Origin of the sequence: Nesterenkonia cremea, assembly GCF_014642675.1 — a bacterium.
GTDB classification, from domain to species: Bacteria; Actinomycetota; Actinomycetes; order Actinomycetales; family Micrococcaceae; genus Nesterenkonia; species Nesterenkonia cremea.
This window is the reverse complement of the sequence record NZ_BMIS01000006.1, coordinates 174,504-199,533: the sequence shown is the minus strand read 5'-3', so window position 1 is coordinate 199,533 and position 25,030 is coordinate 174,504. Positions and strand designations below refer to the sequence as shown.

Below are 25,030 nucleotides of genomic sequence, written 5' to 3'. Positions count from 1 at the left end.
ACCTGCGCGCCAACCGGACGGGAGGGGAGAGGGAAGGACTCAGCCCTCGATGCCCAGCTTCTCCAGGACGATCTCGCGGACCTTGCCGGCGTCGGCCTGGCCCTTGGTCTCCTTCATCACCGGGCCGATGAGGGCGCCGATGGCCTTGAGCTTTCCGCCCTTGACCTTCTCCACCACATCGGGGTTCTCCTCCATGGCCTTCTCCACGGCGGCCGAGAGTGCGCCATCGTCGGAGACGACCTCCAGGCCGCGGGCCTCCACGATGGCCTCCGGGGAGCCTTCCCCGTCCACGTGGAATTCCAGGACCTGGCGGGCGATCTTGTCATTGATGCGTCCGGCCTCGATCAGGCTGTTCAGCTCGATGATCGTCGCCGGGGCCACGCCCAGGGCCGCCGGATCCAGGTCACGGGCGTTGGCCAGACGGGAGATCTCACCCATCCACCACTTGCGCGCGACGGCGGGCGATGCGCCCTTCTCCACGGTCTCCTCGATCTCGTCGAGCAGATCGGCGGCCACCACATCGCGGAACTCCTTGTCCGCGTAGCCCCAGGTCTCGCGCAGACGACGACGGCGCTCAGCCGGCGGCTCGGGCAGCTCGGCGCGCAGCCGCTCGATCCAGTCCTGGGTGGTCACCACCGGCACCAGGTCCGGCTCCGGGAAGTACCGGTAGTCGTCGGCGTCGGACTTCGGACGGCCCGAGGTGGTGGTCCGGGAGGTCTCCTGCCAATGGCGGGTCTCCTGGACGATGGAGCCGCCGGAGGAGAGCACACCGGCGTGACGGCGGATCTCGTAGGTGACCGCGTGCTCCACAGCGCGCATAGAGTTCACGTTCTTGGTCTCCGAGCGGGTGCCGAACTCGGTGCTTCCCTTGGGCATCAGGGAGACATTGGCGTCGCAGCGGACATTGCCGCGCTCCATGCGCGCATCCGAGATGTCCAATCCCTTGACGATGTCACGGACCGCAGAGACATAGGCCCGGGCGATCTCCGGGGCACGCTCACCGGCACCGACGATCGGCTTGGTGACGATCTCGATCAGCGGCACACCCGAGCGGTTGTAGTCCACCAGCGAGTAGTCCGCGCCCTGGATGCGCCCGGAGGTTCCGGCATGGGTCAGCTTGCCGGCGTCCTCCTCCATGTGGGCGCGCTCGATCTCCACACGGAAGATCTCGCCGTCGTCCAGCTCCACATCCAGGTAGCCGTCGTAGGCGATGGGCTCGTCGTACTGGGAGGTCTGCCAGTTCTTCGGAGTGTCCGGGTAGAAGTACTGCTTGCGGGCGAACCGGCAGGACTCGGCGATCCGGCAGTTCAGCGCCAAGCCCAGCCGGATGGCCGACTCCACAGCGGTGCCGTTGACCACCGGCAGGGTGCCGGGCAGGCCCAAGCAGACCGGGTTCACATTGGTGTTCGGATCGTCGCCGAAGGCGTTCGGCGCCGAGGAGAACATCTTGGTCACGGTGTTGAGCTCCACGTGGACCTCGAAGCCGAGGACCGGGTCGAAGCGCTCCAACGCCTCCTCGTAGGACAGCGGCTCTGCTTCTGCGATGGTGTCAGTCATCCTCAGGCCTCCTGGGATTCGAGCTCGGGGATCTGGGCCCACAGGGGCTGGGATCCGTCGTTCAGCAGCTTCTCCAGCGCACCGGCCGCCTGGTAGACGCGGGCGTCCTCGCGGGCCGGGGCCAGGAACTGGATGCCCACGGGCAGCTCGGCGCCGGACTCGTCGGCGGCCAGACCGCCGGGCACCGAGATGCCGGGGATCCCAGCCAGGTTGGCCGGGATGGTGGCGACGTCGTTGAGGTACATCGCCAGCGGGTCGTCCAGCTTCTCCCCCAGCGGGAAGGCCACCACGGGCGAGGTGGGCGAGATCAGCACATCGGCCGTCTCGAAGGCGGCGTCGAAGTCCCGCTGGATCAGGGTTCGCACCTTCTGCGCGGAGCCGTAGTAGGCGTCGTAATAGCCGGCCGACAGCGCGTAGGTGCCCAGGATGATGCGGCGTTTGACCTCTTCGCCGAAGCCGGCGGCACGGGTCGCACCCATGACGCGCTCGATGGTCAGCGGCCCCTCCTCCGGAGTCACGCGGGTGCCGTAGCGGACACCGTCGAACCGTGCGAGGTTCGAGGAGGCCTCCGAAGGCATGATCAGGTAGTAGGCGCCCAGCGCGTACTCGAAGCTGGTGCAGTCCACCTCCACGATCTCGGCGCCGGCGGCCTTCAGCGCGTCCAGGGACTCCTGGAAGCGGGCCAGCACGCCGGACTGGTAGCCCTCGCCCTGCAGCTGTCTGATCACACCGATCCGCAGGCCCTCCACGCTCTGGTTCCGGGAGGCCTCGCCGAAGGCGGGGACCTCATCGGGCAGCGAGGTGGAGTCCTTGGGGTCATGGCCGGCGATCAGCTCATGCAGCAGCGCGGCGTCCTCAGTGGTGCGGGCCACCGGACCGATCTGGTCCAGCGAGGAGGCCATGGCGATCGCACCGTAGCGGGAGACCGAACCGTAGGTGGGCTTGGTGCCCACCGTGCCGGTGACCGCACCGGGCTGACGGATGGAGCCGCCGGTGTCGGTGCCCAGCGCCAGCGGAGCCTCGAAGGCGGCGACGGCGGCCGCGGAGCCTCCGCCGGAGCCGCCCGGGATGCGCTCGATGTTCCACGGGTTTCGGGTCACGCCGTAGGCGGAGTGTTCCGTGGAGGAGCCCATGGCGAACTCGTCCAGGTTGGTCTTGCCCAGGATCGGCAGCTTGGCCGTCCGGATCTTCTCCACCACTGTGGCGTCGTAGGGGCTCATCCACCCCTCGAGCATCTTCGAGCCGGCCGTGGTGGGCTGGCCGGTGGTCACGATGAGGTCCTTGACCGCGATCGGCACGCCGGCCAGCGGGTGCAGCGCCTCAGCCTCGGCGCCGCCGGCGGAACGGATGGCGTCCACCTCGGCGGCGGTGGCCAGAGCCTCCTCGCCGGAGACGTGGATATAGGCGTTGAGGCCCTTCTCCCCGCCGTCGACGGCCTCGATCCGGTCCAGGTGGGCCTGGGTGAGCTCCACCGAGGTGATCTCCCCGGCGCGCAGCTTGGCCGCCATCTCGGCGGCGGTCAGCCTGATCAGTTCAGCGTTGTCAGCCACGTCGATCACCGTTCGCTCCCTTCCCCCGCTGCGGGGCCCCGCAGCGCGGGTCCTTGCTCGCTCTCTTCATCCAGGATGGCCGGGACCTTGAAGCGGCCGTCCTCGGCGTCGGGTGCGTTGCTCAGCGACTGCTCGGCGGTGAAGACCTCACCGACCACATCTTCGCGGAACACATTGGTCAGGGGCAGTGGGTGACTGGTGGCCGGGACGTCGCCGGAGACTGCCGCGCTGCTCACGGCATCAGCGACCGTCTTCACGGAATCGACGATGACGGCCAGCTCTCCGGCCATCTTCTCCAGCTCATGCTCCGTCATGCTGATATGCGCAAGCTTCGCCAGATGCTCGACGTCGGCGCGCGAGATGTCAGACATGCATCTCCCTCAGATCGGGGTTCGGGTATCCCCCACATACTATCGGGGACTCAGACCCCGATGACCCGTTCAGTCCTGCTGCTCTTCCTTCACATCCACGACGACGACGGTCACGTTGTCACGGCCGCCGCGGCGCAGGGACTGCTGGATCAGGATGTCCACGGTTTCCTGGGCGGATTCGCCCCGGCCGAGGATCTCTGCGATCTCCCCGTCCTCCAGCTCGCCGGTAAGTCCGTCGGAGCAGATCAGCGCGCGCTGACCTGCGTTGACCGGGGCGCTGAAGTAGTCGGCGTCGAAGACCTCCCCGGCGCCCAGGGCCCGGGTGATGACGTTGCGGTTGGGGTGGTTGTGGATCTCCTCAGCGGTGATGATCCCGGACTCATACATCTCCTGGACCTGGGAGTGGTCGCGGGTCAGCCGTACCAGCTCCTGGTCCTCGAACATGTAGGTGCGGGAGTCTCCGATGTTGAAGACCAGCCACTGGAGCTCGTTCTCCGCCTCGATCAGGGCGGCGCCGGTCAGCGTGGTGCCGGCCTTGGAATCGGTGGCCTCGCGGATGCGGACATCGGCCCGATCGATGAACTGCTGGATCTCACGGCGGCTGATCAGGCCCTGCGCGGCGTCCCAGCCCTCGGCCAGCGTCTGGACCGCCAGGGAGGAGGCGACTTCGCCGGCCTCATGGCCGCCCATGCCGTCAGCCACGGCGAAGAGGGTGTCGGTGACCACGGAGGAATCCTCGTTCAGCTCGCGGCGCAGGCCGACGTGTGAGCCGTACCCGTAGTCCAGATAGAGAGAGGTCACCTGGCTATCTTGTCACGAAACGATCACACACTGCATCGGATGTCGCAGAGGATCACACCAGGTCAGCAATTCCCGCGCGTTCCTCAGGAGTCGAGGACGATGCCTGTGCCGCTGGCGCGCAGCAGCATATTGGGCTGCACCTCGCCGAATCCGCGGACGATGCGCGGCGGCTGCGGAACCAGCAGATAGTCGTCATCACGCTCCAGGGCTGCGGCCGTGACCGAATCCACCAGGATGGTGCCCGGGTCTGCCAGTGCGGTCAGCCGTGCCGCCAGGTTCACCGTGGGACCGTAGATGTCGCCCATTCGGGAGAGCACGCGGCCCCAGACCACTGAGACCCGCGCCTGGGGAAGCACCTCATCGGCGGCGATGGTCTCGGCCAGGGCGAGGGCGATCTCCGCACCAGCCTCCGGCGTCTCGGCGTTGTAGAGGACCTCGTCGCCCACGGTCTTGACCAGCCGGCCGCCGCCGATGCTGATGATCTCGGCACATTTGGACTCGAACCGCTGAACCATCTGGGCCAGGGTGCGCTCGTTCATCTGCCGCGAGAGCGAGGTGTAGGAGACCAGGTCGGCGAAGCCCACCGCGCGCGCCAGCGGCAGCGGGGTGTCATGCTCCTCACCGGTGCGTCCTCGGGAGCTGGCGGCCAGGCCCGACTCCACCCGGACGGTCAGCCGCTGCAGGGCGGCCGAGAGCTGGCGGCGCCAGGCATAGCCCATCAGGCGCTGAATGGGGTCGATCAGCTCAGGAAGCGTCTCCACCACCTGAGAGCGGGCCACGGCGTCGGAGAGCTGCTCATTGGTGATCTTGTCCTCCACCAGAGCCTCGATCTGCCAGACCACCATGCGGTCGGTCATCTGCCCCACCGAGCGGGTCAGAGAGATCGCCGTCTCCTCGTTCAGGTAGCCCTCACGGACCAGTCCGACCATCGTCGCCAGGGCCTCCACATCGGTCTGGGTGAAGGCTTTGACGTCATCGTCCAGGTTGGGGAATCCGAGCGCGCGCCAGAGCTTGCGGGCCGAGTGGGTGGAGACTCCCATCTCCTTGGCCATCTCGCGGTAGGTCAGAGTACGCTCCGCCCCGAGGAGCCGGTGCTCGAGGTCGCGGATGTTGCGGTGCCACTCCCGCTGCTGCGAGGTGGGGGCGGGGATCGACGCCGTCTCGGGCGCACGTCGGACACTGAGCCCCCCGGCCGCCCCTGAGGCCCCAGACCCGAGCTCTGCGCCCGATTCGAACGCCGCACCCGATCCGCTCTGTGTGTCCGGGCGGGACCCGGCACCGGAATCCACGCCGGGGCCCACATCAGACCCATTCTCAGCGTCCCGCCCAGCACCGCCATCCAGCTCAGCACCACCATCCAGCCCAGGGCCGTCATCGAGCCCCGTGCCGGCGAAGCCGCGCGCCTCTGCGCGCGCCTCCACCGAAGGCTCCTGGGACGGTGGGGCCACAATCTCGTCAGCACCCAGGGACGGCATCCGGCCGTTGAGCCGGGCGGAGCGGAAGTCGGACCAGTCGGAGCGGGCCTCCTCCAGCTCCTCCTCGGTGTAGCTGGGCGGGCCGTCCAGGCCCTCCTCGCCGTAGCCGGCGGAATCGGTCATCCCGCCGAAGCCGCGGCGCCGTGCCAACTCCCAAGTCTTCTGCCCCTCGTCCGCGTGTTCCTCAGGCATAGTGCGTTCCGTGGTCGAACTCGTAGGGGCGCGAGGCCTCACCCTGCTGGGCGGCATGCTGGGCGGCGGCCGAGCGGCGGTAGGCGGCCAGCTCCTCCACCACTACGGGGTGGAAGCGGGCCACGTCAGGCATGTCCTTCAGCTTGGTGCGCTGCTGCTGGCCGTAGGCGCCGTGGGAGATCGCCAGATCGCCCGCCCCAGAGATCTCCTGGACCTTGGACTGACGCATCTGCGCCTCGGTGACCAGGCCCAGCGGGATGACCAGCGGGTGCGGGGCGCCCAGGAAGTTCTTCTGCACGATCCGCAGATTGGTCAGATAGGTGATCCGGTTGGCCCACGCCAGCAGGGGCCGCAGCGAGCCGAAGACCAGGGACAGCAGGCCGCCGGCCCACACCAGGAAGGTGCCGATATAGCTGTAGTGCTGGATCCATTCGGGCTGAGATCCGCGGGTGATGTAGCCCAACAGGAAGCTCATGACGGCCAGCGTGACGAGGAAGCTGACCAGGGCCGGAATCAGGATCCGGTGGTGGGAGCGCGTGCGAACGATGACCTGTTCGCCGGCGGCCAGCTTCAGCTTCATGGCCTTCGAGCACTCTCCTCACATCTCTGAACTGCCCGGCCATACCCGCCGGGCTCTCCTCGCTTCCGCCAGTCTACCGGCGACGCAGGTGCACCACATCGCCCGCGGAGAAGGACCGCTGCTCAGCGGCCTGCTCCTCCCACGGCCCATCAGCCTCACGACGCCGATGCGTCACCTCCACCAGCAGCGCACCATCGGGCTGGAGCCCGACGGCGGTCCCCCGCTCGGCCGATCCTCCGGGCAGTTCCACACGGACCTCCTGACCGATGGTGTCCATGACGGCGGTGATCCGGGGGCACAGCGGGGCCACCGAGCCCTGGGATTCGGCCTCGGTGAGGGTCGCGGCGAAGCGCTCGAGGAAGGCGGCGAGCAGGGCGGTTCGGAGGTCGGAGTGCTGGGCTCTCTGGGTCTGCCCGTCCTGCTGGGCGCGCTGCAGCTCCAGCAGGACGGAGGTGGAGGTCGGCGTCGGGAGCTGATCCTCGGTGAGCAGCACGTTGATGCCGCAGCCCAGGATGAGCGCGCCGCCGGCGTCGGGACCTCCTCCGGCGAGCGCGGCGAGGATCCCGCTGATCTTGCGGCCGCGGATATGGACGTCGTTGGGCCACTTCAGCTGGGCCTCCAGGCCGTACTCCTCGCGCAGCACCTCGGTGAGAGCCGTGCCGGCCAACAGCGAGATCCAGGCCAAGCCCTGTGCGGGCAGAGCCGGCCGCAGCACCACAGAGGTGGACAGCGAGGAGTGCCGGGGCGAGGCCCAGGAGCGGCCCAGCCGGCCGGAGCCGCCCGTCTGCTCCTCAGCGGTCAGCACGCAGAGATGCGGCCAGCCGGCCCCAGCCGCGCCGGAGAGCTCCTGGACCAACCGAGCATTGGTGGAGGCGATGGAATCCACCCTCTCCAGCCGCGCGAAGGGACCCTGTTCCACCAGCCGGCGCTGCAGATGCGGCTCGTCCAGGGGACGGAGCTGCGGAGCTGGGCAGGACTGCGGATCCGGCGCTTCGCTATCAGTCATGTCCCTATTCTCCCAGTCGGCGGCCCGCCGGCCGAGACCTCATCCGAACCCTCAGCCGAGACCCATCCGGGCACCGACCAAGTCCTCAGAGGAAGATGTCCGGGGCCAGCTGCGCCTCCGGATCCACCGCGTAGCCGCTGAAGTCCTCGATGCCGACGGCGCGCAGGACATCCTCATCGGTGAGGAACTGCCCGGTGGCCAGCTCGCCGCCCTCAGTGACCGCACCGGCCAGCAGCGCTGTGGCCGCATCGGCCACGATCTCCGGACGGCGGGAGCCGCGCAGCATGGCCTCGCTCTGCTCCTGCTGCCCGGCACCGGCGGACTTCTCGGCCAGGGAGCGGATGGCGGCGGTCTCGATCAGCGTGACCGGCCACAGCGAATTCACCGCGACGCCGGCCGCACCCTTGCCCCCGGCCAGCTCCTGGGCGAGGCCGATGGTGGTCATCGACATCCCGTATTTGGCCATCGTGTAGGCCAGGTGCTTGCCGAACCACTGCGGGTCCAGGCGCCCGTCAGCCCCGGTCAGCGGCGGGGAGAGCGTGAGGATCTGCGGGCTGCGGCCCTGCTCGGCACTGGCGCGCAGATGCGGGGCCGCCAGCTTGGAGAGCAGGAAGGTGCCGCGGACGTTGATGTCGTGCATGAGGTCATAGCGCTTCATATCCAGCGCCTGAGTGGGCGAGAGATCGATGGCCGAGGCGTTGTTGATGACGATGTCGATCCCGCCGAAGGTCTCCGCTGCGGAGTCCACGGCGCGGGCGACGTCCTCATCGCGGCGCAGGTCTCCCACCACGGCCAGGCCGCGCCCACCGGCCGCCTCGATGTCCGCCACGGCGGTGTGCACCGTGCCCTCCAGCGTGGGGTGGGGCTCGCCGGTCTTGGCCAGCAGGACCAGGTCGGCCCCCGCCGCGCCGAGCTGGACGGCGATGGAGTGGCCGATGCCGCGGCTGCCTCCGGACATCACCACGGTCTTGCCCTGCAGGCCGGTCAGGTCGATCGCCTTCTGAAGTTCCTCATTCTGGTGTCCCATACCGCGATCCTACTGGTCAGTAATCAATTTTTGTATCCCAGGTCACAACCCACGGAGGTCCGCCCCGATGATTTGTAGGGTCCCCACAGCAGAACCACGGATATCTCCCATTAGACTGGCGTCTGGATTGTGGAGACCCTCTATGAAAGGCACCACCGAAGCACGATGACGCGCGACCTCACCACCACTGCCGGCAAGCTCGCCGACTTCCGCGACCGCCGGGACAGGACCCAGGCGCCCGCCGGAGAGGCCGCCGTCGAGAAGCAGCACAACCGCGGCAAGCACACCGCCCGCGAACGGATCGACATGCTGCTCGACGAGGGTTCCTTCGTCGAATTCGACGCTCTGGCCGTCCACCGCACCACCGCCTTCGGCATGGATGCCAAGAAGCCGCTGGGCGACGGCCTGGTCTCCGGCTACGGCACCATCGACGGCCGCCTGGTGGCCGTCTACTCCCAGGACTTCACCGTCTTCGGCGGCTCCCTCTCCAAGGTCAACGGAGAGAAGATCGTCAAGGTCCAGGAGTTCGCCGCCCGCAACGGGTGCCCGGTCATCGGGATCAACGACGGCGGCGGCGCCCGCATCCAGGAGGGCGTGGCCTCGCTGGCCATGTTCGCCGACATCTTCCGCAACAACGTCCACTCCTCCGGAGTCATCCCGCAGATCACCCTGATCATGGGCCCTGCAGCCGGCGGCGCCGCCTACTCCCCGGCGCTGAACGACTTCGTGATCATGGTGGACAAGACCTCCCACATGTTCATCACCGGCCCGGACGTCATCAAGTCCGTCACCGGCGAGGACGTGGACATGGAGACCCTGGGCGGCGCGGAGTCCCACAGCCGGACCACCGGCACCGCCGCCTATATGGCCTCCGATGAGGAGGACGCGATCTCCTTCGCCCAGGAGCTGCTGGAGTTCCTGCCGCTGAACAACCTCGCCGAGGGACCGGTGGAGGAGTTCGAGGAGCGCCCCAAGATCGAGGCCGAGGATGAGGCGCTCAACGAGCTGATCCCCGACTCCGCCAGCGCCCCCTATGACATGCGCACCGTCATCGAGCAGATCCTCGACGACGGCCACTTCCTGGAGCTGCAGTCGCTCTACGCCCCCAATGTGGTCATCGGCCTGGGCCGTGTGGAGGGCCGCAGCGTGGGCGTGGTGGCCAACCAGCCCAGCCAGTTCGCCGGAACCCTGGACATCGCCGCCTCGGAGAAGGCCGCGCGCTTCGTCCGCTTCTGCGACGCCTTCAACATCCCGGTGGTCACCCTGGTGGATGTGCCCGGCTTCCTGCCCGGCACCGACCAGGAGTTCGGCGGCATCATCCGCCGCGGCGCCAAGCTGCTCTACGCCTACGCCGAGGCCACCGTCCCCAAGATCACCGTGATCACCCGCAAGGCCTTCGGCGGCGCCTACATCGTGATGGGCTCCAAGAAGCTCGGCGCCGATGTGAACCTCGCCTGGCCCACGGCGCAGATCGGCGTGATGGGCGCCCAGGGCGCGGTCAACATCCTCTACCGCCGGGACCTGGCCCAGGCCGAGAAGAACGGCGAGGATGTGGAGGCCAAGCGCTCCGAGCTGATCGCCGACTACGAGGCTGAGCTGCTCAACCCGTACCAGGCCGCCGAGCTGGGCTACATCGACGCGGTCGTCGAGCCGGCCGAGACCCGCTGGCAGATCACCAAGGCGCTCAGCGCCACGTACCACAAGCGCGAGTCCCTGCCCGCTAAGAAGCATGGAAACATCCCGCTGTGACTGAGCCTGCAGACACCGGACGATTGGGCGAAGACTTGCCGTCCCAGGCCGAAGAGGCCGCTGAGACGGCAGCTATGCGCCCCAACGATGAGGACGAGCAGCCGCTGCTGGAGATCACCGGCGCGGAGCTGACCGAGGAGGAGCTGGCCGCTGTGGCCGCCGTCGTCGGGAAGCTCGCCTCCGCGGAGCCGCAGCAGAACCACGACGCCGGCAGCACCGGTCCCCGCGACCGGCGCCTGCAGCGCCGCCGCAGCCTCTCCTTCAACCGGCTGGGCCTGTGGGGCCGGCCGGGACCGGACTCCTGGAAGAACGCGGGAGGTCTGCGATGACCGCCCAGCGCGCACCCCGGCTGATCCTGGCCTCGGCCTCCCCTGCCCGGAAGGCGATCTTCGAGAAGGCTGGGATCGATTTCGAGGTGGTGGTCTCCGAGGTGGACGAGCGCGCCGCCGTGGAGACCTATGTGGAGACGGCCGGCCCGCTCTCCCCCGCCGATGAGGCCCTCATGCTGGCCCGCACCAAGGCTGAGGATGTGGCCTCCGGCAACGAGGCCCGCAATGCGCTGGTGCTGGGCTGCGACTCGGTCTTCGAGTTGGACGGCACCGCCTACGGCAAGCCCTATGAGGTGGAGGTGGCCGTGCAGCGCTGGCAGCAGATGCGCGGAGACACCGGCACCCTGCACACCGGGCACTGGCTGGTGGACACCACGCAGGCCTCCAAGCAGGCGGCGGCCAGCTCGCTGGACCAGATCTTCGGCGTCTTCACCGGCAGGACCCTGGCCGCGGACGGCGAGCTGCCGGCTGCGGCCGAGACCGTCTCCTCGGACATCACCTTCGGGATGCCCACCGATGAGCAGATCCGTGCCTACGCCGAATCCGGCGAGGGCCTGAACTGCGCCGGGGCCTTCACCCTGGAGGGCCGGGCCGCCGAGCACATCGAGAAGGTCGAGGGCGACCGCGAGTCGATCATCGGCGTCTCCACCGCCGCCCTGGGGCGGATGCTGGAGCGCCTCGGCCACGACATCACAGAGTTTCAGACAAGCTAGAGCAGGAGCGACGACGACGATGACCGACTTCACCAAGGTGCTGATCGCCAACCGCGGCGAGATCGCAGTGCGTGTGATCCGCGCAGCCCACGACGAGGGCCTGACCGCGGTGGCCGTCTACGCCGAGCCGGACCGTGAGGCCGTGCACGTGAAGATGGCCGATGAGGCCTACAGCCTGGGCGGCTCCTCCGCGGCCGAGAGCTACCTGGTCATCGACAAGATCCTGGAGGCCGCACGGGCCACCGGCGCCGATGCCGTCCACCCCGGCTACGGCTTCCTCTCCGAGAACGCCGAGTTCGCCCGCACCGTCATCGACGCCGGCCTGGTCTGGATCGGCCCCTCGCCTGAGGCCATCGAGACCCTGGGCGATAAGGTCTCGGCCCGTCAGCTGGCAGAGAAGGTGGGCGCTCCCCTGGCGCCGGGCACCAAGAAGCCGGTCAAGGACGCCGATGAGGTTGTGAAGTTCGCCGAGAAGCAGGGCCTTCCCATCGCCATCAAGGCCGCCCACGGCGGCGGCGGACGCGGCATCAAGGTGGTCCGCGAGAAGGAAGAGGTCGTCGAGCTCTACGAATCGGCAGTGCGTGAGGCCGTCTCCGCCTTCGGCCGAGGCGAATGCTTCATCGAGAAGTTCCTGGACAAGCCCCGCCACGTGGAGACCCAGTGCCTGGCCGATGAGCACGGCAACGTCGTGGTGGTCTCCACCCGGGACTGCTCCCTGCAGCGCCGCAATCAGAAGCTCGTGGAGGAGGCCCCGGCGCCCTTTCTGAGCCGCAATCAGAACCGCCAGCTCTACCGCGCCTCCAAGGCCCTGCTGAAGGAGGCCGGCTACGTGGGCGCCGGCACCTGCGAATTCCTGATCGGCCAGGACGGCACCATCAGCTTCCTGGAGGTCAACACCCGCCTGCAGGTGGAGCACCCGGTCTCCGAGGAGGTCACCAGCCTGGACCTGGTCCGCGAGCAGTTCCGGATCGCCCGCGGCGAGAAGCTCGGCTACGACGACCCGGAGGTCCGCGGCCACAGCTTCGAGTTCCGCATCAACGGGGAGGACCCGGGCCGGAACTTCATGCCCGCACCGGGCACTCTGGACCGCTTCGAGCTGCCCACCGGCCCAGGCGTGCGTGTGGACTCCGGCGTCCGCGCCGGTGAGACCATCTCCGGCTCCTTCGACTCCATGGTGGCCAAGCTGATCGTCACCGGCGCCGACCGCGAGCAGGCGCTGCGCCGCGCCAAGCGGGCGCTGGCCGAGATGAAGGTCGAGGGCATGCCCACTGTGCTGCCCTTCCACCGCGCTGTGGTGGAGGACCCGGCCTTCGCCCCCGAAGTGGGCCAGAAGGCCGCGACGCCGGCCACCCGCAAGCGCACCCCGGAGTCCTTCTCCGTGCACACCCGGTGGATCGAGACCGAGTTCGACAACACCATCCAGCCGTTCAACACGCTGACCGCACACCCCGGTGCCGAGGCCGCCGAGGGACGCGGGTCCGTGGTCATGGAGGTCAACGGCAAGCGGGTCACCGTGAACCTGCCCGAGTCCCTGGCCGCCGGCAAGCTGGGCGGCCGCCCGGCCGGCTCCAAGAAGAAGCGCAAGGCGCGCAGGGCCGGCGGCGCCGTGGGCGCATCCGGTGACCAGCTGACCTCCCCCATGCAGGGCACTGTGGTGAAGCTGGCCACCAAGGAGGGCGCCAAGGTCGAAGAAGGCGACCTGGTGCTGGTCCTGGAGGCCATGAAGATGGAGCAGCCGATCACTGCGCATAAGGCGGGCAAGCTCAAAGGCCTGAAGGTGGAGGCCGGCAAGACGCTGAGCGCCGGAGAGGTCATCGCCACCATCGAGTGAGCCGAAGCTGAGCGGCGTCGGGAGCCGCCGGCGTCGGGCCGGGGCTGAAACGGCGGGCGTCGTCAGCGACTAGCCTGGGAGCATGACCGAGCTCCCGCTGTTCGACCTGTTGAAGTCCCAGGCCGCCGACCACTGGCAGGACTACACCCGCCATGAGTTTCTGCGGCAGATGGGGCACGGATCCCTGCCCGAGGCCGCCTTCCGCGAGTACCTGATCCAGGACTACCTGTTCCTGATCCAGTTCTCACGCGCCTATGCGCTGGCGGCCTATAAGAGCCGGGAGTTCGCCGATATCCGCGCCGCCCAGGACGGGCTGGCCGCCATCGTCTCCGAGACCGACCTGCATGTGCGGCTCTGCGCCCGGTGGGGCCTGAGCCCCGAGGATCTGGAGGCCGCGGAGGAGCACCAGTCCACAGTGGCCTATACGCGGTTTGTCCTCGACGCCGGCATGAGCGGGGACCTCCTGGACCTCCACGTGGCGCTGGCGCCCTGTGTGATCGGCTATGCCGAGATCGCCCAGTGGCTGGCCCCGGCGGTGGAGGCGAATCCGGAGCACCCCTACGCCGAATGGATCAGTGAGTACGCCTCTGAGGAGTATCAGAGTGCTGCCCGCGCGGCAGTGGAGCAGATCGAGTCGCTGGGGCGACGCAGCTATACCGAGGCGCGGCTGCCCGAGCTGACCCGGGTGTTCTCCACCGCGACGCGGATGGAGAGCGCCTTCTGGCAGATGGGGCTCGACGCCGCGGGCTGACCGAAGGAGCTCTGCCGGCTGAAAGGGATGGGCTAGCCGAAGGGACTGCGCTAGTCGAAAGGGCAGTCCAGCTGAGCTAGGATGCTCCCGTGACCGACACCGAGACCATCTCCGAGACCACTTCCGAGACCTGCGCCGACAGCCGCACCCGGGCCCAGCGGGCCAACCAAGCCCGGTTGCTGAGCGAGCAGGCCGACCGCTATGCCGTGACCCTGGAGTCGGTGATCTCGGTGCTGCGCTCCTCCAGCATGGATGACCGCGGCGCCCGCGAGACCGCCACACAGATCGCCGCCACCGCGCTGGTGCGGCTGCGGACCGCCACCGATGACCACCTGGATGCCTTGGAGCCGGTGGCGGGCGCCTTCTCCCGACTGAAGGAGGATGTGCAGCCGCTGGTGCGGTTCGGGAAGCTGGACGTGGAGTTCGTGGAGCCCCCGACCAACGGACGCGCCCTGCCCGGAGATGTGGCACATGCGGCGCGGGCGATCGTGCGCAATGTGCTGCTGATGCTGGCCAACGCCGCCGAGGCGCAGCGCTCCCGGGTGCACTGGGACTGCGACGGGCTGAACCTGCTGATCAACATCCGCGACGACGGCCGCGGCGAGACCCAGCCCCACGACGACGCCCTGCGCCCGGTCAGCGAGCATGTCACCGCGCTGGACGGGCAGATGACGGTGAGCTCCACCCCCGGGTGGGGTACGGAGATGAGCATCAGCATCCCGCTGGATCCGGTGAGCGCGCCCGCACCGCTGGAGGGCCTGCCGGAGGTCAGCGGCCGCGAGCAGGAGGTGCTCAACGAGCTGGCCCGAGGGGCCCGCAACGCGGAGATCGCCCGGACCCTGGGGATCACCGAGCACACGGTGAAGTTTCACATCTCCAAGCTGCTGAAGAAGGCCGGAGCCCGGAACCGCGCAGAGCTCATCTCCCTCATGCACTGAGGGCTGGAGTCCCCCACTGTCCCCACTCTCCCCCGGTTGGAGATCCCCGGGAACGACGACGGCGGCCCCTCAACCGCCGCTGTGATCAGGTCACAGCTGCACGGTGAGGGGCCGCCATCGTCGGGAACCTGGAGGATCAGCTCTCCTGCTTCTCCTCGGTATAGAGGGACTTCTTGGAGGTCTCCGGGGAGAGGACCAGGCTGACCATGGTCAGGGCGGCCAGGAAGACCAGGTAGAAACCGACTGCGTGGACTCCGAAGCTCTGCACCAACCAGGTGGCGGCGAAGGGGGTCAGCGCCGCGCCCAGGATGGAAGAGAGATTGTAGGCGACGCCGGAGCCGGTGTAGCGGGTGTTCGTGGGGAAGAGCTCCGGCAGGTAGGCCGACATGGGGCCGAAGGTCAGGCCCATCAGGGCCATGCCCACGCAGAGGAAGGCGAAGAGCTGCCAGACGTTGAGGTCAGCACCGGTGCCCAGCTGATCGGCGCCGATGAACCAGCCGAAGCTCAGACCGAAGACCATGATGCCAGCGGTGACCGTCATCAGCATCTTCTTGCGGCCGAAGGCGTCGGCCAGGCGGCCTGCCACCGGGATGCAAGCGGCGAAGAAGACGATGGAGATGACCTGCAGCAGCAGGAACGTCTGGTAATCGTAGTTCAGCGAGCCCACAGCCTCGGGCTGGACCACATACGTGGCGATCCAGGTGGTCATGATGTAGAAGAGGCCGTAGGTGGCCAGCATGATGAAGGTGCCGAGGATGATCTCCTACCAGTTCTTGCGGAAGACCTCACCGATGGGCGCCTTGACCTTCTCCTTGTTCTTCAGCGCCTTGGCGAAGACCGGTGTCTCCTCAATCCGCAGACGGACGTAGAGGCCCACCAGGATCATCAGGATGGAGGCGATGAACGGAATGCGCCAACCCCACACCAGGAAGGGGTGCTCCAGAGCCTCGCCCACCGGCATCTCGGAGACGTCGGCCAGGTTGAAGCCGAAGGACACTGCCAGGATCAGGAAGAGGCCGTTGGCCAGGATGAAGCCGAAGGGAGCGCCCAGCTGGGGCCACATGGCCGCCTGGGCGCGCTTGCCCGGACGGGCGGTCTCAGAGGCGAGCAGTGCCGCGCCGGACCATTCGCCACCGAGGCCCAGGCCCTGACAGAATCGCAGGACGGTCAGCATGGCCGGCGCCCAGATGCCGATCTGGTGAACCGTGGGCAGGAAGCCGATGAGCACAGTGGCCAGTCCCATGACCAGCAGCGCACCGACCAGGGTGACCTTGCGCCCGATCTTGTCGCCGTAATGGCCGAAGATCACCGCACCCAGCGGGCGGGCCACGAAGGCCACACCGAAGGTGGTCATCGCCAGCAGCAGCGAGCGACTCAGGTCATCGTCGTCGCCGTAGAAGAACAGCAGCGGGAATATGGAGGCTGCGGCGGTGGCGAAGATGTAGAAGTCGTAGAACTCGATCGTGGTGCCGATGAGCGAGGCACCGATGATCCGTCGGCGCGGGACCGTCAGATTCTCATCGGCGATCTGGTCGCCGGCGTTGGGATCGGCGCTGTTCGGTTCCGGCTGGGTTGCCGGGTCGACTGTGGTTGACATGGGACTCTCAGTTCTCCAAAGAGGAAAGTTTCTGGGCGAATCGCACGCTCCCCGGCGTGCAGACTCAAAGATCGTAAAACCACTTTCCCGGAATCCTGCAGGAAGATTGCACCCGTCTCAAACAGTGAGACGGGTGCAATTGCAGATTCGCCAGCCCAGCGCTGCTCGATCCAGCGCAGATCGGTGTGGCCCGGATCAGGCCAGCGCAGCTGCCTCGCGAGCGCGGCGGGTGATCTCGCCGCAGCCCCCTGCCGCCACAGCGTCCATGGGGGTAAGCCAGCTTCCGCCCACGCAGGCCACATTGCTCAGTCCCAGGTAGTCGGGAGCATTGGCTGCGCTGATCCCGCCGGTGGGACAGAACACCACGTCCGGCACCGGTGCATAGAGCCGCCGAGCGACCTCACGCTGGGCAGGATCTGCAGGAAAGAGTCGGTCCGGGTTCTGAGCGATATCAGTGGTCACCATCACATCCTGGTGCGAACCCCACACACCGGCAACCGGTTGCCAGATGTTGCCACCCGCACAGCGCCGGCCCCTCACCTCCGACTGAGCATCCCTCAGTAGTACACGGCCAGCGGGCCGTTGGGGCCCTCGATCACCTGGATGTCAGTGTTGAAGATGCTGGTGAGCACGTCGTCGCGCATGATCTCCCGCGGGGTGCCGTGCTCGATGACCTGGCCGTCCTTCATCGCCAGGATCTTGTCCGAGTAGTGGGCGGCGAAGTTGATGTCGTGCAGCACGATCACCACTGTGCGGCCCAGCTCGTCGGCGGCCCGGCGCAGCTGCTTCATCATCTGGACCGCATGCTGCATGTCCAAGTTGTTCAGCGGCTCATCCAGCAGCACGTAGTCGGTGTTCTGCGCCAGCACCATAGCCACATAGGCGCGCTGGCGCTGCCCGCCGGAGAGCTGGTCCAGGTAGCGGTCCTCCAGATCGGTGAGGTTCAGGAAGTCGATGGCCTCGGAGATGTACTTCTCGTCTCCGATGGTCAGCCGGCCCTTCGAATGCGGGAACCGCCCGAAGCCCACCAGCTGGCGCACGGTCAGCCGGGTGACGAAGTGGTTCTCCTGGCGCAGCACCGAGAGGATCTTGGCGATGGTCTTCGAAGGCGTGTTGACCACGTCGTGGCCGGCCACGGTGATCTCGCCGGTGTCGATGTCCAGCAGCCGCCCGATCATCGTGAGGATCGTAGACTTGCCGGCGCCGTTGGGGCCCACCAGCGCGGTCACGCCTCCGGACTGGATCTCGGTGGTGACCGGCCCGATCTTGACGCTGGAGGAGTAGTCCTTGGCGACGTCGGTCAGTGTGATGCTCACAGGCGTCCCTTTCTCATCAGAACGATCAGGAAGACCAGCCCGCCGATCAGCTCCACGATCACAGTGACCGCTCCCCCGGCGTCCCAGATGTGGCGGAGGATGAAGTAGCTGGCGGCCAGGATGGTGTAGGCGAAGAGCACCGCCATGGGGAAGAGCATGCGGTGGGAGTAGGTGTCGCCGAACTGATAGGCCAGCGTGGCGGCGAGGAAGCCGAGGAACATCATCGGCCCCACCAGCGCAGTGGCCACGGCCACCAGCAGCGAGACCAGCGCCATGACGATGATCAGCTCGCGCTTATAGTTCAGCCCCAGGTTCTGCGCAGTGGTCCTGCCCAGCGCGATGGTGTTGAGCGTATTGGCCCGCAGCCAGATCAGCGCGACGGCGGCGATCACCATAGGGATGGCATAGGGCAGGTAGTCGGCCCGGGCGTTGGAGATGTTGCCGAAGAGCCGCGCGGTCAGCACGTCGAACTCCGAGGGCGTCAGGATCCGCTGCATGAAGTTCGACAGCGAGCCGAGCACACCGCCGATGACCACCCCCACCAGCAGCATGATGTGGATGTTGGAGAACCTCCCGCTCAGCAGCCAGGTGTAGAGCAGCGTGGCCAGCACCATCATCGCCAGCATCTGCAGCAGGAAGGGCCCGACGCCGACCAGTGCGGTCGCACCGCCGGCACCCAGCAGGAACACCGCCGTGGTCTGGATAGCCGTGTACAGCGAGCCGAAGCCCATGATCCCGGGGGTCAGGATGCGGTTGTTGACCGCCGTCTGGAACGCCACCGTGGAGACCGCATGGCACAGCGCCACCACACCGATGGTGATCAGCGAGTCCCGCCGCATATCCACGATCAGCCACCACGGCCGGGAGCCGGTCTCGGCCGGATTGTCCCAGGTCATGATGCCGAAGGTCAGTCCCAGCGCCGTGATCACCAGTGCGGACATGGTGATCACATAGCGGCGCATATGCTTCGGCCCGGTGATGGGCCCGGAGCGGCGGGGCCGCTCAGCGGCAGGCGAGGGATCGGCGTCGGGCGCTGCCGCGGTCCTGCGACGCTTCACCGCGCCCTCTCGAGGCTTGAACACTAGGAGACCAGCCCTCCCTTGCGGCGCTGGCGCAGCAGCAGGGCCAGGAAGACGACGCCGCCCACCAGGCCGAGCACCATGCCGACCGGGATCTCGAAGGGAGCGATGATGGTCCGGCCGATCAGATCGCAGATGGTCACCGTGCAGATGCCCACCAGCACCACCCAGGGGAGGTTGGTGCGCAGGTCATCGCCGCGGAAGAGCGCCACGATGTTGGGGACCACCAGGCCGAGGAAGGGCAGAGTCCCGACGACGGTGGCGGTGACTCCGGTGGCCACAGCCACCATGGCGGTGCCCATGAACAGCACCAGAGCGTAGTTCAGGCCGACGTTGGTGGCCATATCGCGGCCCAGGCCGGCAACGGTGAACTGGTCGGCCACCAGGAAGACGGCGATGGTCACCGCCAGCACGATCCACAGCAGCTCGTAGCGCCCCTGGACGACGCCGGTGAAGGAGCCCTGGAACCAGATGCCCAGGGTCTGCAGGCGGTCGGTCATCAGCGCCAGATAGGTGGTGAAGGAGGAGACCACCGCACCCAGCATGATGCCGATGATCGGCACGATCAGGCTGGACTTCAGCGAGACCCGGCGCAGGAAGGCGAAGAAGACCATGGTCCCCACGAAGGACATGATCACCGCGCCGATCATCCGCTCCCCCAGAGTGGCCGAGGGGTAGAGCCACATGACCAGGATGAGGCCGAGCCCGGCCCATTCGGTGGTGCCCATGGTGGAGGGCTCCACAAAGCGGTTCTGGGTCAGCAGCTGCATGATGACCCCACACATGGCCATGGCCGCTCCGGCCAGGACCAGCGCCACAGTGCGCGGCACGCGGGTGACGCCGAACATCCAGAAGTTCTCCCAGTCCTCACCGCCGAAGACGTCGAACTGGCCGACCATCAGGGAGAGCACCAGCAGGCCCAGCGTGATCAGGACGGCCAGGAGGAAGGCCGGCGTCCAGAGCCGACGGTGCCGGCGGGTGCGCGGATCCTCCACGAGGATGTCTCGACTGGTCTGCGAGACGTCCTGACGCAGGGTGGTGGTCATAGAGGCGCTTCCGTCAGCGTGAGAAAAGGGGCGAGTGTGCTAAAGGCAGTGAGGCAATCCTAAGGGTGATGGGCGACAGGACAAAGTCCTATCGCCCATCACGGTGCCGCTGCGGGAGTGAAGCTGAACCTTACTCAGCGCCCTCCAGGGCATCGGCGAAATCGTTGAGGAACTCGGTGTAGGCCTGGATGTCCTCGGTGATGTACATGTTCTGCGGCATGTAGACGACCTGATCGTTCTCGATGGCGGCAGTCTGCTGCAGCGCCGGGGAGTCAGCGATCAGCTCATCGGCCTCGGTGTACTCCGGGTCATCCGGGGTCATGCCGTCGCGGTCCAGCACGATGATCCAGTCCGGGTCGGAGTCGGCGATGGTCTCGACGGAGATGTCGTCGCCCTCGTGGTCGGTGGTCTCCTCGTCGACCTCCAGGGCCGGCTCCAGGTCGAACTCCTGGAAGACCGGAGCCACGCCGCGGCCCTGGTTGGGGCCGGCGTAGTTGATGTCGCCGCCGGAGGTGACCACGCCCATCACGCTGTCCTCACCGTTGTAGGCGGACTCCACGCGCTCGATGGCCTCGTCGAGCTCAGCGATGAGCTCCTCAGCCTCCTCCTCGGCCTCGAAGAGCTCACCGATGTTGGTGGCCTGCCCGCGCAGACCCTCGAAGAAGGTGGTGGGGTCCGAGGTGCCCTCGTCCCACTTCAGGATGACGCCGTCCTCAGGCATGAGGTCAGCCATCTCGTCGTAGTACTGGGAGTAGCGCTGACCGGTGATCACCAGGTCCGGCTCGGCGGCGGCGAGCTGCTCGAAGTCGGGCTCGCGGTGGTTGCCGGTGTCCAGGATGGACTCGTCCTCGGCATAGGTCTCGTGGACGTGGGACTGCATCAGCCCACGCGGTGCCACGGAGAGCTCCACACCCAGGTCCTCCAGGAGGCGGAAGGTGCGGTTGTCGAAGGCGCCGACGGACTCGACGGCGCCGAGGTCGACCTCGTGGCTGCCGTGGTCGTCCTCCACGGTGATGGTCTCGCCGGAGCCGGCGGCACCGTTGTCGCCTGCCTCGGCCTCGCCGCATGCGGAAAGGACGAGTGCGGAGGCTGCGGCCACGGAGAGGATGCCGGCGGCGCGGCCGCGGTGCGGCGCGAGAGCCTCGGAAGTGGTGGTTGCGGGCATGGTGAACCTTCCTCGAAGGGAGTGAGTGATCGGCTGAGCGAAGATCGGCGTTCTCTATTGTGCCAACCTGTTACTTAGCCTGTCCTAAGCACAAAAGAACCTACAGATGTATTTCATGGGCCGCAACTCGCGGCGGAGACCGGTCTCAGAGTGTGAACAGCTTGGTGGTGTGTGAGGCGCGGGGGTGCTTCGGACGTTGTTGGGGCGAAGACTTGCCGTCCCAGCGGGTTTCGGAACCTGAGGAGGCAAGTCTTCGCCCAAACAACCGGCGGGGAGGGGCGGCGCGATAGCGTGGGAGGGTGAACGATGCCGACCACTCCCCCTCCCCGCTGGAGCCGCTGCTCTCTCCGGAGGGATGGGAGCTGCTCAACTCCCTGCCGCCCTACGCCGAGGCCGGTTCCATGGCCCTGAACCAGAAGCTGCGGAAGCAGGGGCACTCCCCCGAGCTGGTGGCCGCCGCGCTGACGCAGTCCTCCCTGCGGGCCGAGGCCGCGGCCAAATTCGGCGACTTCGCGGGGAAGATGCTCTTCACCCGCGACGGCCTGCAGCAGGCCACCCGCCTCCCCGTGGCCGCCCGCCACGCCCAGCGGTTCCGCGAGGCCGAACTGAGCCACGCCGCGGATCTGGGCTGCGGCCTGGGCGGCGACACGATGGCCCTGGCCTCCTTGGGGCTGAAGGTGGTCGCCGTGGAGGCCGATGAGACCACTGCGGCCGCCGCCACTATGAACCTGCTGGCCTTCCCCGAGGCCGATGTCCTGCACACCACCGCCGAGGAGTTCGTGGAGCAGCACGGCCCGCTGCCGGAGGGCTGGGGCCTGTGGCTGGACCCGGCGCGGCGCGATGCCGGGCGCGGGCATTCGGGCAGCGGTGCGGCGTCGCGGGTGTGGGAGCCGGAGGCCTTCTCCCCGCCGCTGAGCTTTGTGACCGCACTTGCCCAGACCGGCATCCCCATGGGCGTGAAGCTGGGCCCGGGCATCCCGCATGAGCTGATCCCGGAGGGCTGCGAGGCCGAATGGGTCAGCGACGACGGCGATGTGGTCGAAGTGGTGCTCTGGTTCAACGCGCTCGCCCGGCAGCTCAGCGGTGAAGACGACGACGGCGAACCTTCGATCATCGCCCGCGCCGCCACCGTCCTGCACAGCGACGAGGAGGGTCGGCGAGCAGTGGAGCTGACCTCTGCCTCCGGCTGGCACACCGCTGCCGGGACAGCCCGAGTCCCCGACGCCGGCCCAGACCCTGAGACCGACGGCGTGACCTCCGCCGCGCGCCTGCCGACGCCCGGCGAAGTACTCTATGAGCCCGACGGCGCCGTGATCCGCGCCGGCCTGGTCCAGGACTGCGCGGCGGCCTTCGGCGGCGAGCTGCTGGATGAGCACATCGCCTATTTCGCGGCAGCTGAGCCCTACGCCGGTGAGCTCGCCCCGCTGGCCCGCGGCTACCGCGTGGAGCAGGTCATGGACTTCAACGTGAAGACGCTCAAGCGCTGGGCCCAGGAGGAGGGCGTGACCAGCGTGGAGATCAAGAAGCGCGGCGTAGACATCGTGCCCGAACAGCTGCGACAGCAGATCCTCGGCGGGAAGAAGCCCGGCAAGAAGGGCAAAGGCCCCAAGGTCCACCGCACGCTGGTGCTGGTGCGGATCGGACAGGAGCGAATCGCCGCACTCGTCCAGCCGCTGTGAGCAGCTGAGCTGGGCTCAAGCCTGCACCCGCTACGAGCAAGCCCGGCCCAGCACCGCGCTCAGCTGTGCATCAGCAGCTGCAGCAGCGCCTGCTGCAGCTGGGGAAGCTCCTCGGCCGCGCTGCGCCAGAGGATCTCATCCTCGGCCTCCAGCTCCGCTCCGGAGATATGGCGCCCGACGCCGACCGCCTCGGCCAGTCCCGGGATCCGTTCGGCGAAGTCGGGGTCGAGTTCGCGCAGCTCCTGCATGGATCCCGCCAGCGCCTGATACTCCTCCTCCACCGTGTTCTTCGTCTCCCAGGAAGCCAGCTCATACTCGCCGAGGGAGAACTCGGAGATCAGGTCGGAGATCTTCTGCGAGGCGACCAGCCCGGCCTGCAGCCGAGCCGTCACAGCTTCCATGCCTTCAGTCATCAGCGCCCCCAACGCTCAGCAGGCCGAGTGCCCGGGCTCGAGATCGCCCACCGGGACCGGCAGGCTGCCCGGAGCTTCGCCGCCCTGGAGCACGGCTATCAGCGCATCGAAGGACTCAGCCGTGCGGCCGTAGAGCGCGATCTGCGTGGGAGCATCGGAGCCGTCCAGGCCCTCCGGACGGTCCAGGGCCACGGCCACATCGCCACCGGCCGCGGGCTGATCGCCGCCCAGCAGAGTGACCTGGGCGCCGCCGGCGTCGGTGACCTCGACGCCGGCCCGCTCGGCCGCCGCGGCCAGGCGCGCCTGGTCCTGCTCAGTGCCGCCGCTGATCTGCAGGCCGCCCTCGAGCTGGTCCGTGCCACATTCTCCGGCCACCACTGTCACCGAGGCGGCGGCCAGCTGCTCGGCCACATTCTCCGCGTTGTGCTCCACCCAGTCGGCGGATCCGGGCTCGCCGTCGATGGCACCGTCGTCCAACCATTCGGCGTCGTCGGTGAGCCCCTCCTCGCCCAGGCCGAGGTAATGGTCGCGGAGCATCTCGGGCATCTGCACACCGGGGCCGGCGTCGAGCTCTCCGGCCTCCAGGTCCTGCTGCCAGAGCAACATGGCCACCACGCGCTCGGCGGCCTCATCCAGGCGTTCCTGGCTGAGCTCCTCGGACTCCACCGCGCTGACGATGGCCTCGTGGGCGCCGCGGACGTCGGCGGGCATCAGCAGCAGGTCGGCACCGGACTCCAGCGCCATGACCGGCGCCTGGTCCGGACCGTAGCCGTCGGCGATGGCGCCCATGTTCAGCGCATCGGTGACCACGACGCCGTCGTGGCCCATCTCGCGCAGCTCGTCATAGGCGGCGCTGGAGAGCGAGGAGGGAACGCCCTCATCCAGGGCGGGGACGTCGATATGACCCATCATGATCATCGGGACCCCGGCTTCGATGCTCTCGGCGAAGGGCACCCAATCCTGCTCGCGCAGCTCCTCCAGGGAGGCGTCCTGGGTGGGCAGGGTGTAGTGGGAGTCATCGGTGACCGAGCCGTGGCCGGGGAAATGCTTCACCGAGCCCATCAGGCCGCCCTCGGCCAAGCCGCGGATGCCGGTCAGGGACAGCTCGGCCACGACCTCCGGATCCGAGCTGAAGGCGCGCGAGCCCATGGTCGGATCGGCCGCGCCCACGGTCACGTCACCGTTGGGGGCGAAGGAGGCGGTGAAGCCGAGCTCAGCGAGCTCCTCGCCCATGAAGAGGTGACCCTGCCAGGTCAGCCCAGTGCCCTCGAGGTTCTCATGCGCCGCGCCGAAGGCCATGGGGGTGGGCCATTCGGTCAGGGGTTCACCCACTCGGGTGACCAAGCCGCCCTCCTGGTCCACGGAGATCATCGCGGGGTATCCACGCTCCTCAGCGGCGGACTGGATGGAGGAGATCTGGGTCTCCAGCTCGGTGAGGTCGGCGCCGGACTGCTCGGCGCCCTCACCTGCGGCGGGGACGTTGTCGCCCATGACGATGGCCCCGGCCAGGTGGAGCTCCTCCACCAGGGAGGCCATGCCGGAGGCGTCGGCCGAGGAGTATTCGCCCACCAGGACCTGGCCGACCTTCTCCTCCAGGCTCAGCTCGGAGACCAGCTGGGCGGCCTCCTCCTGATGAGCCTCAGCGGGACCGGCCAATGCGGCGTCCCGGGCGGCCTCGGCCTCTTCGATCTGCTCCTGATGCTGGTCCTGCTCGCCCTCGGGCTGATCGCCCGAGCCGTCGGCGTCGCCGTCCCCCGCCGTGCCGCCTCCACAGGCGGCCAGCATGAGGGCGGACAGCAGCGCTGCTGCGGACAGGGTTGAGCCTCTGTGACGGGTGAGCATGGGCACCAGGATAACGGCCATCG

The 25,030-nt window shown here is 68.0% G+C and carries 22 protein-coding genes and 1 pseudogene; 7 read left to right on the top strand and 16 right to left on the bottom strand.

Annotation, left to right across the window (positions count from 1 at the left end):
* Positions 1-39: 39 nt before the first annotated feature.
* The 8 genes from gatB to IEW85_RS08520 all read right to left on the bottom strand — a co-directional run bounded on the left by gatB (position 40) and on the right by IEW85_RS08520 (position 8,559).
* Positions 40-1,557 carry an Asp-tRNA(Asn)/Glu-tRNA(Gln) amidotransferase subunit GatB gene (gatB, locus tag IEW85_RS08555; protein WP_188684650.1) on the bottom strand — a complete coding sequence of 506 codons (1,518 nt, stop codon included), beginning with the start codon at positions 1,555-1,557 and terminating at the stop codon, positions 40-42.
* Between the two features lie 2 nt (positions 1,558-1,559).
* Positions 1,560-3,065: an Asp-tRNA(Asn)/Glu-tRNA(Gln) amidotransferase subunit GatA gene (gene gatA, locus IEW85_RS08550; protein ID WP_229658917.1), complete on the bottom strand. Its 1,506-nt coding sequence runs from the start codon at positions 3,063-3,065 to the stop codon at positions 1,560-1,562.
* A gap of 47 nt (positions 3,066-3,112) precedes the next feature.
* On the bottom strand, positions 3,113-3,478 hold the full coding sequence (gene gatC / locus IEW85_RS08545) for an Asp-tRNA(Asn)/Glu-tRNA(Gln) amidotransferase subunit GatC (protein ID WP_188684648.1): 366 nt from the start codon (positions 3,476-3,478) through the stop codon (positions 3,113-3,115).
* Positions 3,479-3,547: 69 nt separating this feature from the next.
* Positions 3,548-4,279, bottom strand: coding sequence for a protein phosphatase 2C domain-containing protein (locus IEW85_RS08540; RefSeq protein ID WP_188684646.1), 732 nt, complete (start codon positions 4,277-4,279; stop codon positions 3,548-3,550).
* Positions 4,280-4,362: 83 nt separating this feature from the next.
* Positions 4,363-5,946 (bottom strand): adenylate/guanylate cyclase domain-containing protein, encoded by a 1,584-nt coding sequence (locus IEW85_RS08535; protein ID WP_373286557.1) that lies wholly within the window; start codon positions 5,944-5,946, stop codon positions 4,363-4,365.
* Positions 5,939-6,526, bottom strand: a complete 588-nt coding sequence (locus IEW85_RS08530) for a hypothetical protein (protein ID WP_188684644.1) — start codon at positions 6,524-6,526, stop codon at positions 5,939-5,941. The genes IEW85_RS08535 and IEW85_RS08530 overlap by 8 nt, the downstream gene beginning before the upstream one ends.
* 73 nt (positions 6,527-6,599) lie before the next feature.
* Positions 6,600-7,532, bottom strand: coding sequence for a biotin--[acetyl-CoA-carboxylase] ligase (locus IEW85_RS08525; protein WP_188684642.1), 933 nt, complete (start codon positions 7,530-7,532; stop codon positions 6,600-6,602).
* A gap of 85 nt (positions 7,533-7,617) precedes the next feature.
* The gene (locus IEW85_RS08520; RefSeq protein WP_188684640.1) at positions 7,618-8,559 is read right to left on the bottom strand and encodes an SDR family oxidoreductase; all 942 of its coding nucleotides are present in this window, start codon (positions 8,557-8,559) and stop codon (positions 7,618-7,620) included.
* 165 nt (positions 8,560-8,724) lie between these two features.
* Here IEW85_RS08520 and IEW85_RS08515 point away from each other — a divergent pair, with 165 nt between their 5' ends.
* From IEW85_RS08515 to IEW85_RS08490, 6 genes are all read left to right on the top strand, one after another.
* The gene (locus tag IEW85_RS08515) at positions 8,725-10,308 is read left to right on the top strand and encodes an acyl-CoA carboxylase subunit beta (protein ID WP_188684638.1); all 1,584 of its coding nucleotides are present in this window, start codon (positions 8,725-8,727) and stop codon (positions 10,306-10,308) included.
* Positions 10,305-10,637 carry an acyl-CoA carboxylase epsilon subunit gene (locus IEW85_RS08510; protein WP_188684636.1) on the top strand — a complete coding sequence of 111 codons (333 nt, stop codon included), beginning with the start codon at positions 10,305-10,307 and terminating at the stop codon, positions 10,635-10,637. Before IEW85_RS08515 ends, IEW85_RS08510 begins: the two co-directional genes overlap by 4 nt.
* Positions 10,634-11,350, top strand: coding sequence for a Maf family protein (locus IEW85_RS08505; RefSeq protein WP_188684634.1), 717 nt, complete (start codon positions 10,634-10,636; stop codon positions 11,348-11,350). Before IEW85_RS08510 ends, IEW85_RS08505 begins: the two co-directional genes overlap by 4 nt.
* A 19-nt stretch (positions 11,351-11,369) precedes the next feature.
* The gene (locus IEW85_RS08500; RefSeq protein ID WP_188684632.1) at positions 11,370-13,181 is read left to right on the top strand and encodes an acetyl/propionyl/methylcrotonyl-CoA carboxylase subunit alpha; all 1,812 of its coding nucleotides are present in this window, start codon (positions 11,370-11,372) and stop codon (positions 13,179-13,181) included.
* 82 nt (positions 13,182-13,263) lie between these two features.
* Positions 13,264-13,932: a thiaminase II gene (gene tenA / locus IEW85_RS08495; protein ID WP_188684630.1), complete on the top strand. Its 669-nt coding sequence runs from the start codon at positions 13,264-13,266 to the stop codon at positions 13,930-13,932.
* 89 nt (positions 13,933-14,021) lie between these two features.
* Positions 14,022-14,870, top strand: coding sequence for a helix-turn-helix transcriptional regulator (locus IEW85_RS08490; protein WP_229658908.1), 849 nt, complete (start codon positions 14,022-14,024; stop codon positions 14,868-14,870).
* Positions 14,871-15,006: 136 nt separating this feature from the next.
* Here the strand turns inward: IEW85_RS08490 and IEW85_RS08485 are convergent.
* From IEW85_RS08485 to IEW85_RS08460, 6 genes and pseudogenes are all read right to left on the bottom strand, one after another.
* Positions 15,007-16,467, bottom strand: a pseudogene (locus tag IEW85_RS08485) (MFS transporter).
* Positions 16,468-16,662: 195 nt separating this feature from the next.
* Positions 16,663-16,932, bottom strand: coding sequence for a beta/alpha barrel domain-containing protein (locus IEW85_RS08480; protein ID WP_229658907.1), 270 nt, complete (start codon positions 16,930-16,932; stop codon positions 16,663-16,665).
* Positions 16,933-17,024: 92 nt separating this feature from the next.
* Positions 17,025-17,783, bottom strand: coding sequence for an iron ABC transporter ATP-binding protein (locus IEW85_RS08475; protein WP_373286556.1), 759 nt, complete (start codon positions 17,781-17,783; stop codon positions 17,025-17,027).
* The gene (locus tag IEW85_RS08470) at positions 17,780-18,841 is read right to left on the bottom strand and encodes an iron chelate uptake ABC transporter family permease subunit (protein WP_229658906.1); all 1,062 of its coding nucleotides are present in this window, start codon (positions 18,839-18,841) and stop codon (positions 17,780-17,782) included. The genes IEW85_RS08475 and IEW85_RS08470 overlap by 4 nt, the downstream gene beginning before the upstream one ends.
* A 23-nt stretch (positions 18,842-18,864) precedes the next feature.
* Positions 18,865-19,908 (bottom strand): ABC transporter permease, encoded by a 1,044-nt coding sequence (locus IEW85_RS08465; protein ID WP_188684629.1) that lies wholly within the window; start codon positions 19,906-19,908, stop codon positions 18,865-18,867.
* A gap of 130 nt (positions 19,909-20,038) precedes the next feature.
* On the bottom strand, positions 20,039-21,073 hold the full coding sequence (locus IEW85_RS08460; protein ID WP_188684627.1) for an ABC transporter substrate-binding protein: 1,035 nt from the start codon (positions 21,071-21,073) through the stop codon (positions 20,039-20,041).
* A gap of 299 nt (positions 21,074-21,372) precedes the next feature.
* On the opposite strand from IEW85_RS08460, the gene IEW85_RS08455 reads away from it, so the two are divergent.
* The gene (locus IEW85_RS08455) at positions 21,373-22,752 is read left to right on the top strand and encodes a class I SAM-dependent methyltransferase (protein ID WP_229658905.1); all 1,380 of its coding nucleotides are present in this window, start codon (positions 21,373-21,375) and stop codon (positions 22,750-22,752) included.
* A gap of 59 nt (positions 22,753-22,811) precedes the next feature.
* Here IEW85_RS08455 and IEW85_RS08450 read toward each other — a convergent pair whose 3' ends face one another.
* Both IEW85_RS08450 and IEW85_RS08445 read right to left on the bottom strand, forming a co-directional pair.
* Positions 22,812-23,153 carry a hypothetical protein gene (locus tag IEW85_RS08450; protein WP_188684625.1) on the bottom strand — a complete coding sequence of 114 codons (342 nt, stop codon included), beginning with the start codon at positions 23,151-23,153 and terminating at the stop codon, positions 22,812-22,814.
* Positions 23,154-23,180: 27 nt separating this feature from the next.
* Positions 23,181-25,028: a glycoside hydrolase family 3 N-terminal domain-containing protein gene (locus IEW85_RS08445; protein WP_229658904.1), complete on the bottom strand. Its 1,848-nt coding sequence runs from the start codon at positions 25,026-25,028 to the stop codon at positions 23,181-23,183.
* Between the last annotated feature and the right edge of the window lie 2 nt (positions 25,029-25,030).

What these genes read in the sequence shown, in the direction of transcription:
- gatA (WP_229658917.1), bottom strand. Translation starts at nt 3,065, where the DNA reads ATGGCGGCCAAGCTGCGCGCCGGGGAGATCACCTCGGTGGAGCTCACC.
- IEW85_RS08465 (WP_188684629.1), bottom strand. Translation starts at nt 19,908, where the DNA reads ATGACCACCACCCTGCGTCAGGACGTCTCGCAGACCAGTCGAGACATC.
- IEW85_RS08480 (WP_229658907.1), bottom strand. Translation starts at nt 16,932, where the DNA reads ATGGTGACCACTGATATCGCTCAGAACCCGGACCGACTCTTTCCTGCA.
- IEW85_RS08535 (WP_373286557.1), bottom strand. Translation starts at nt 5,946, where the DNA reads ATGCCTGAGGAACACGCGGACGAGGGGCAGAAGACTTGGGAGTTGGCA.
- tenA (WP_188684630.1), top strand. Translation starts at nt 13,264, where the DNA reads ATGACCGAGCTCCCGCTGTTCGACCTGTTGAAGTCCCAGGCCGCCGAC.
- IEW85_RS08500 (WP_188684632.1), top strand. Translation starts at nt 11,370, where the DNA reads ATGACCGACTTCACCAAGGTGCTGATCGCCAACCGCGGCGAGATCGCA.
- IEW85_RS08505 (WP_188684634.1), top strand. Translation starts at nt 10,634, where the DNA reads ATGACCGCCCAGCGCGCACCCCGGCTGATCCTGGCCTCGGCCTCCCCT.
- IEW85_RS08445 (WP_229658904.1), bottom strand. Translation starts at nt 25,028, where the DNA reads ATGGCCGTTATCCTGGTGCCCATGCTCACCCGTCACAGAGGCTCAACC.
- IEW85_RS08520 (WP_188684640.1), bottom strand. Translation starts at nt 8,559, where the DNA reads ATGGGACACCAGAATGAGGAACTTCAGAAGGCGATCGACCTGACCGGC.
- IEW85_RS08525 (WP_188684642.1), bottom strand. Translation starts at nt 7,532, where the DNA reads ATGACTGATAGCGAAGCGCCGGATCCGCAGTCCTGCCCAGCTCCGCAG.
- IEW85_RS08530 (WP_188684644.1), bottom strand. Translation starts at nt 6,526, where the DNA reads ATGAAGCTGAAGCTGGCCGCCGGCGAACAGGTCATCGTTCGCACGCGC.
- gatC (WP_188684648.1), bottom strand. Translation starts at nt 3,478, where the DNA reads ATGTCTGACATCTCGCGCGCCGACGTCGAGCATCTGGCGAAGCTTGCG.
- IEW85_RS08460 (WP_188684627.1), bottom strand. Translation starts at nt 21,073, where the DNA reads ATGCCCGCAACCACCACTTCCGAGGCTCTCGCGCCGCACCGCGGCCGC.
- IEW85_RS08450 (WP_188684625.1), bottom strand. Translation starts at nt 23,153, where the DNA reads ATGGAAGCTGTGACGGCTCGGCTGCAGGCCGGGCTGGTCGCCTCGCAG.
- gatB (WP_188684650.1), bottom strand. Translation starts at nt 1,557, where the DNA reads ATGACTGACACCATCGCAGAAGCAGAGCCGCTGTCCTACGAGGAGGCG.
- IEW85_RS08515 (WP_188684638.1), top strand. Translation starts at nt 8,725, where the DNA reads ATGACGCGCGACCTCACCACCACTGCCGGCAAGCTCGCCGACTTCCGC.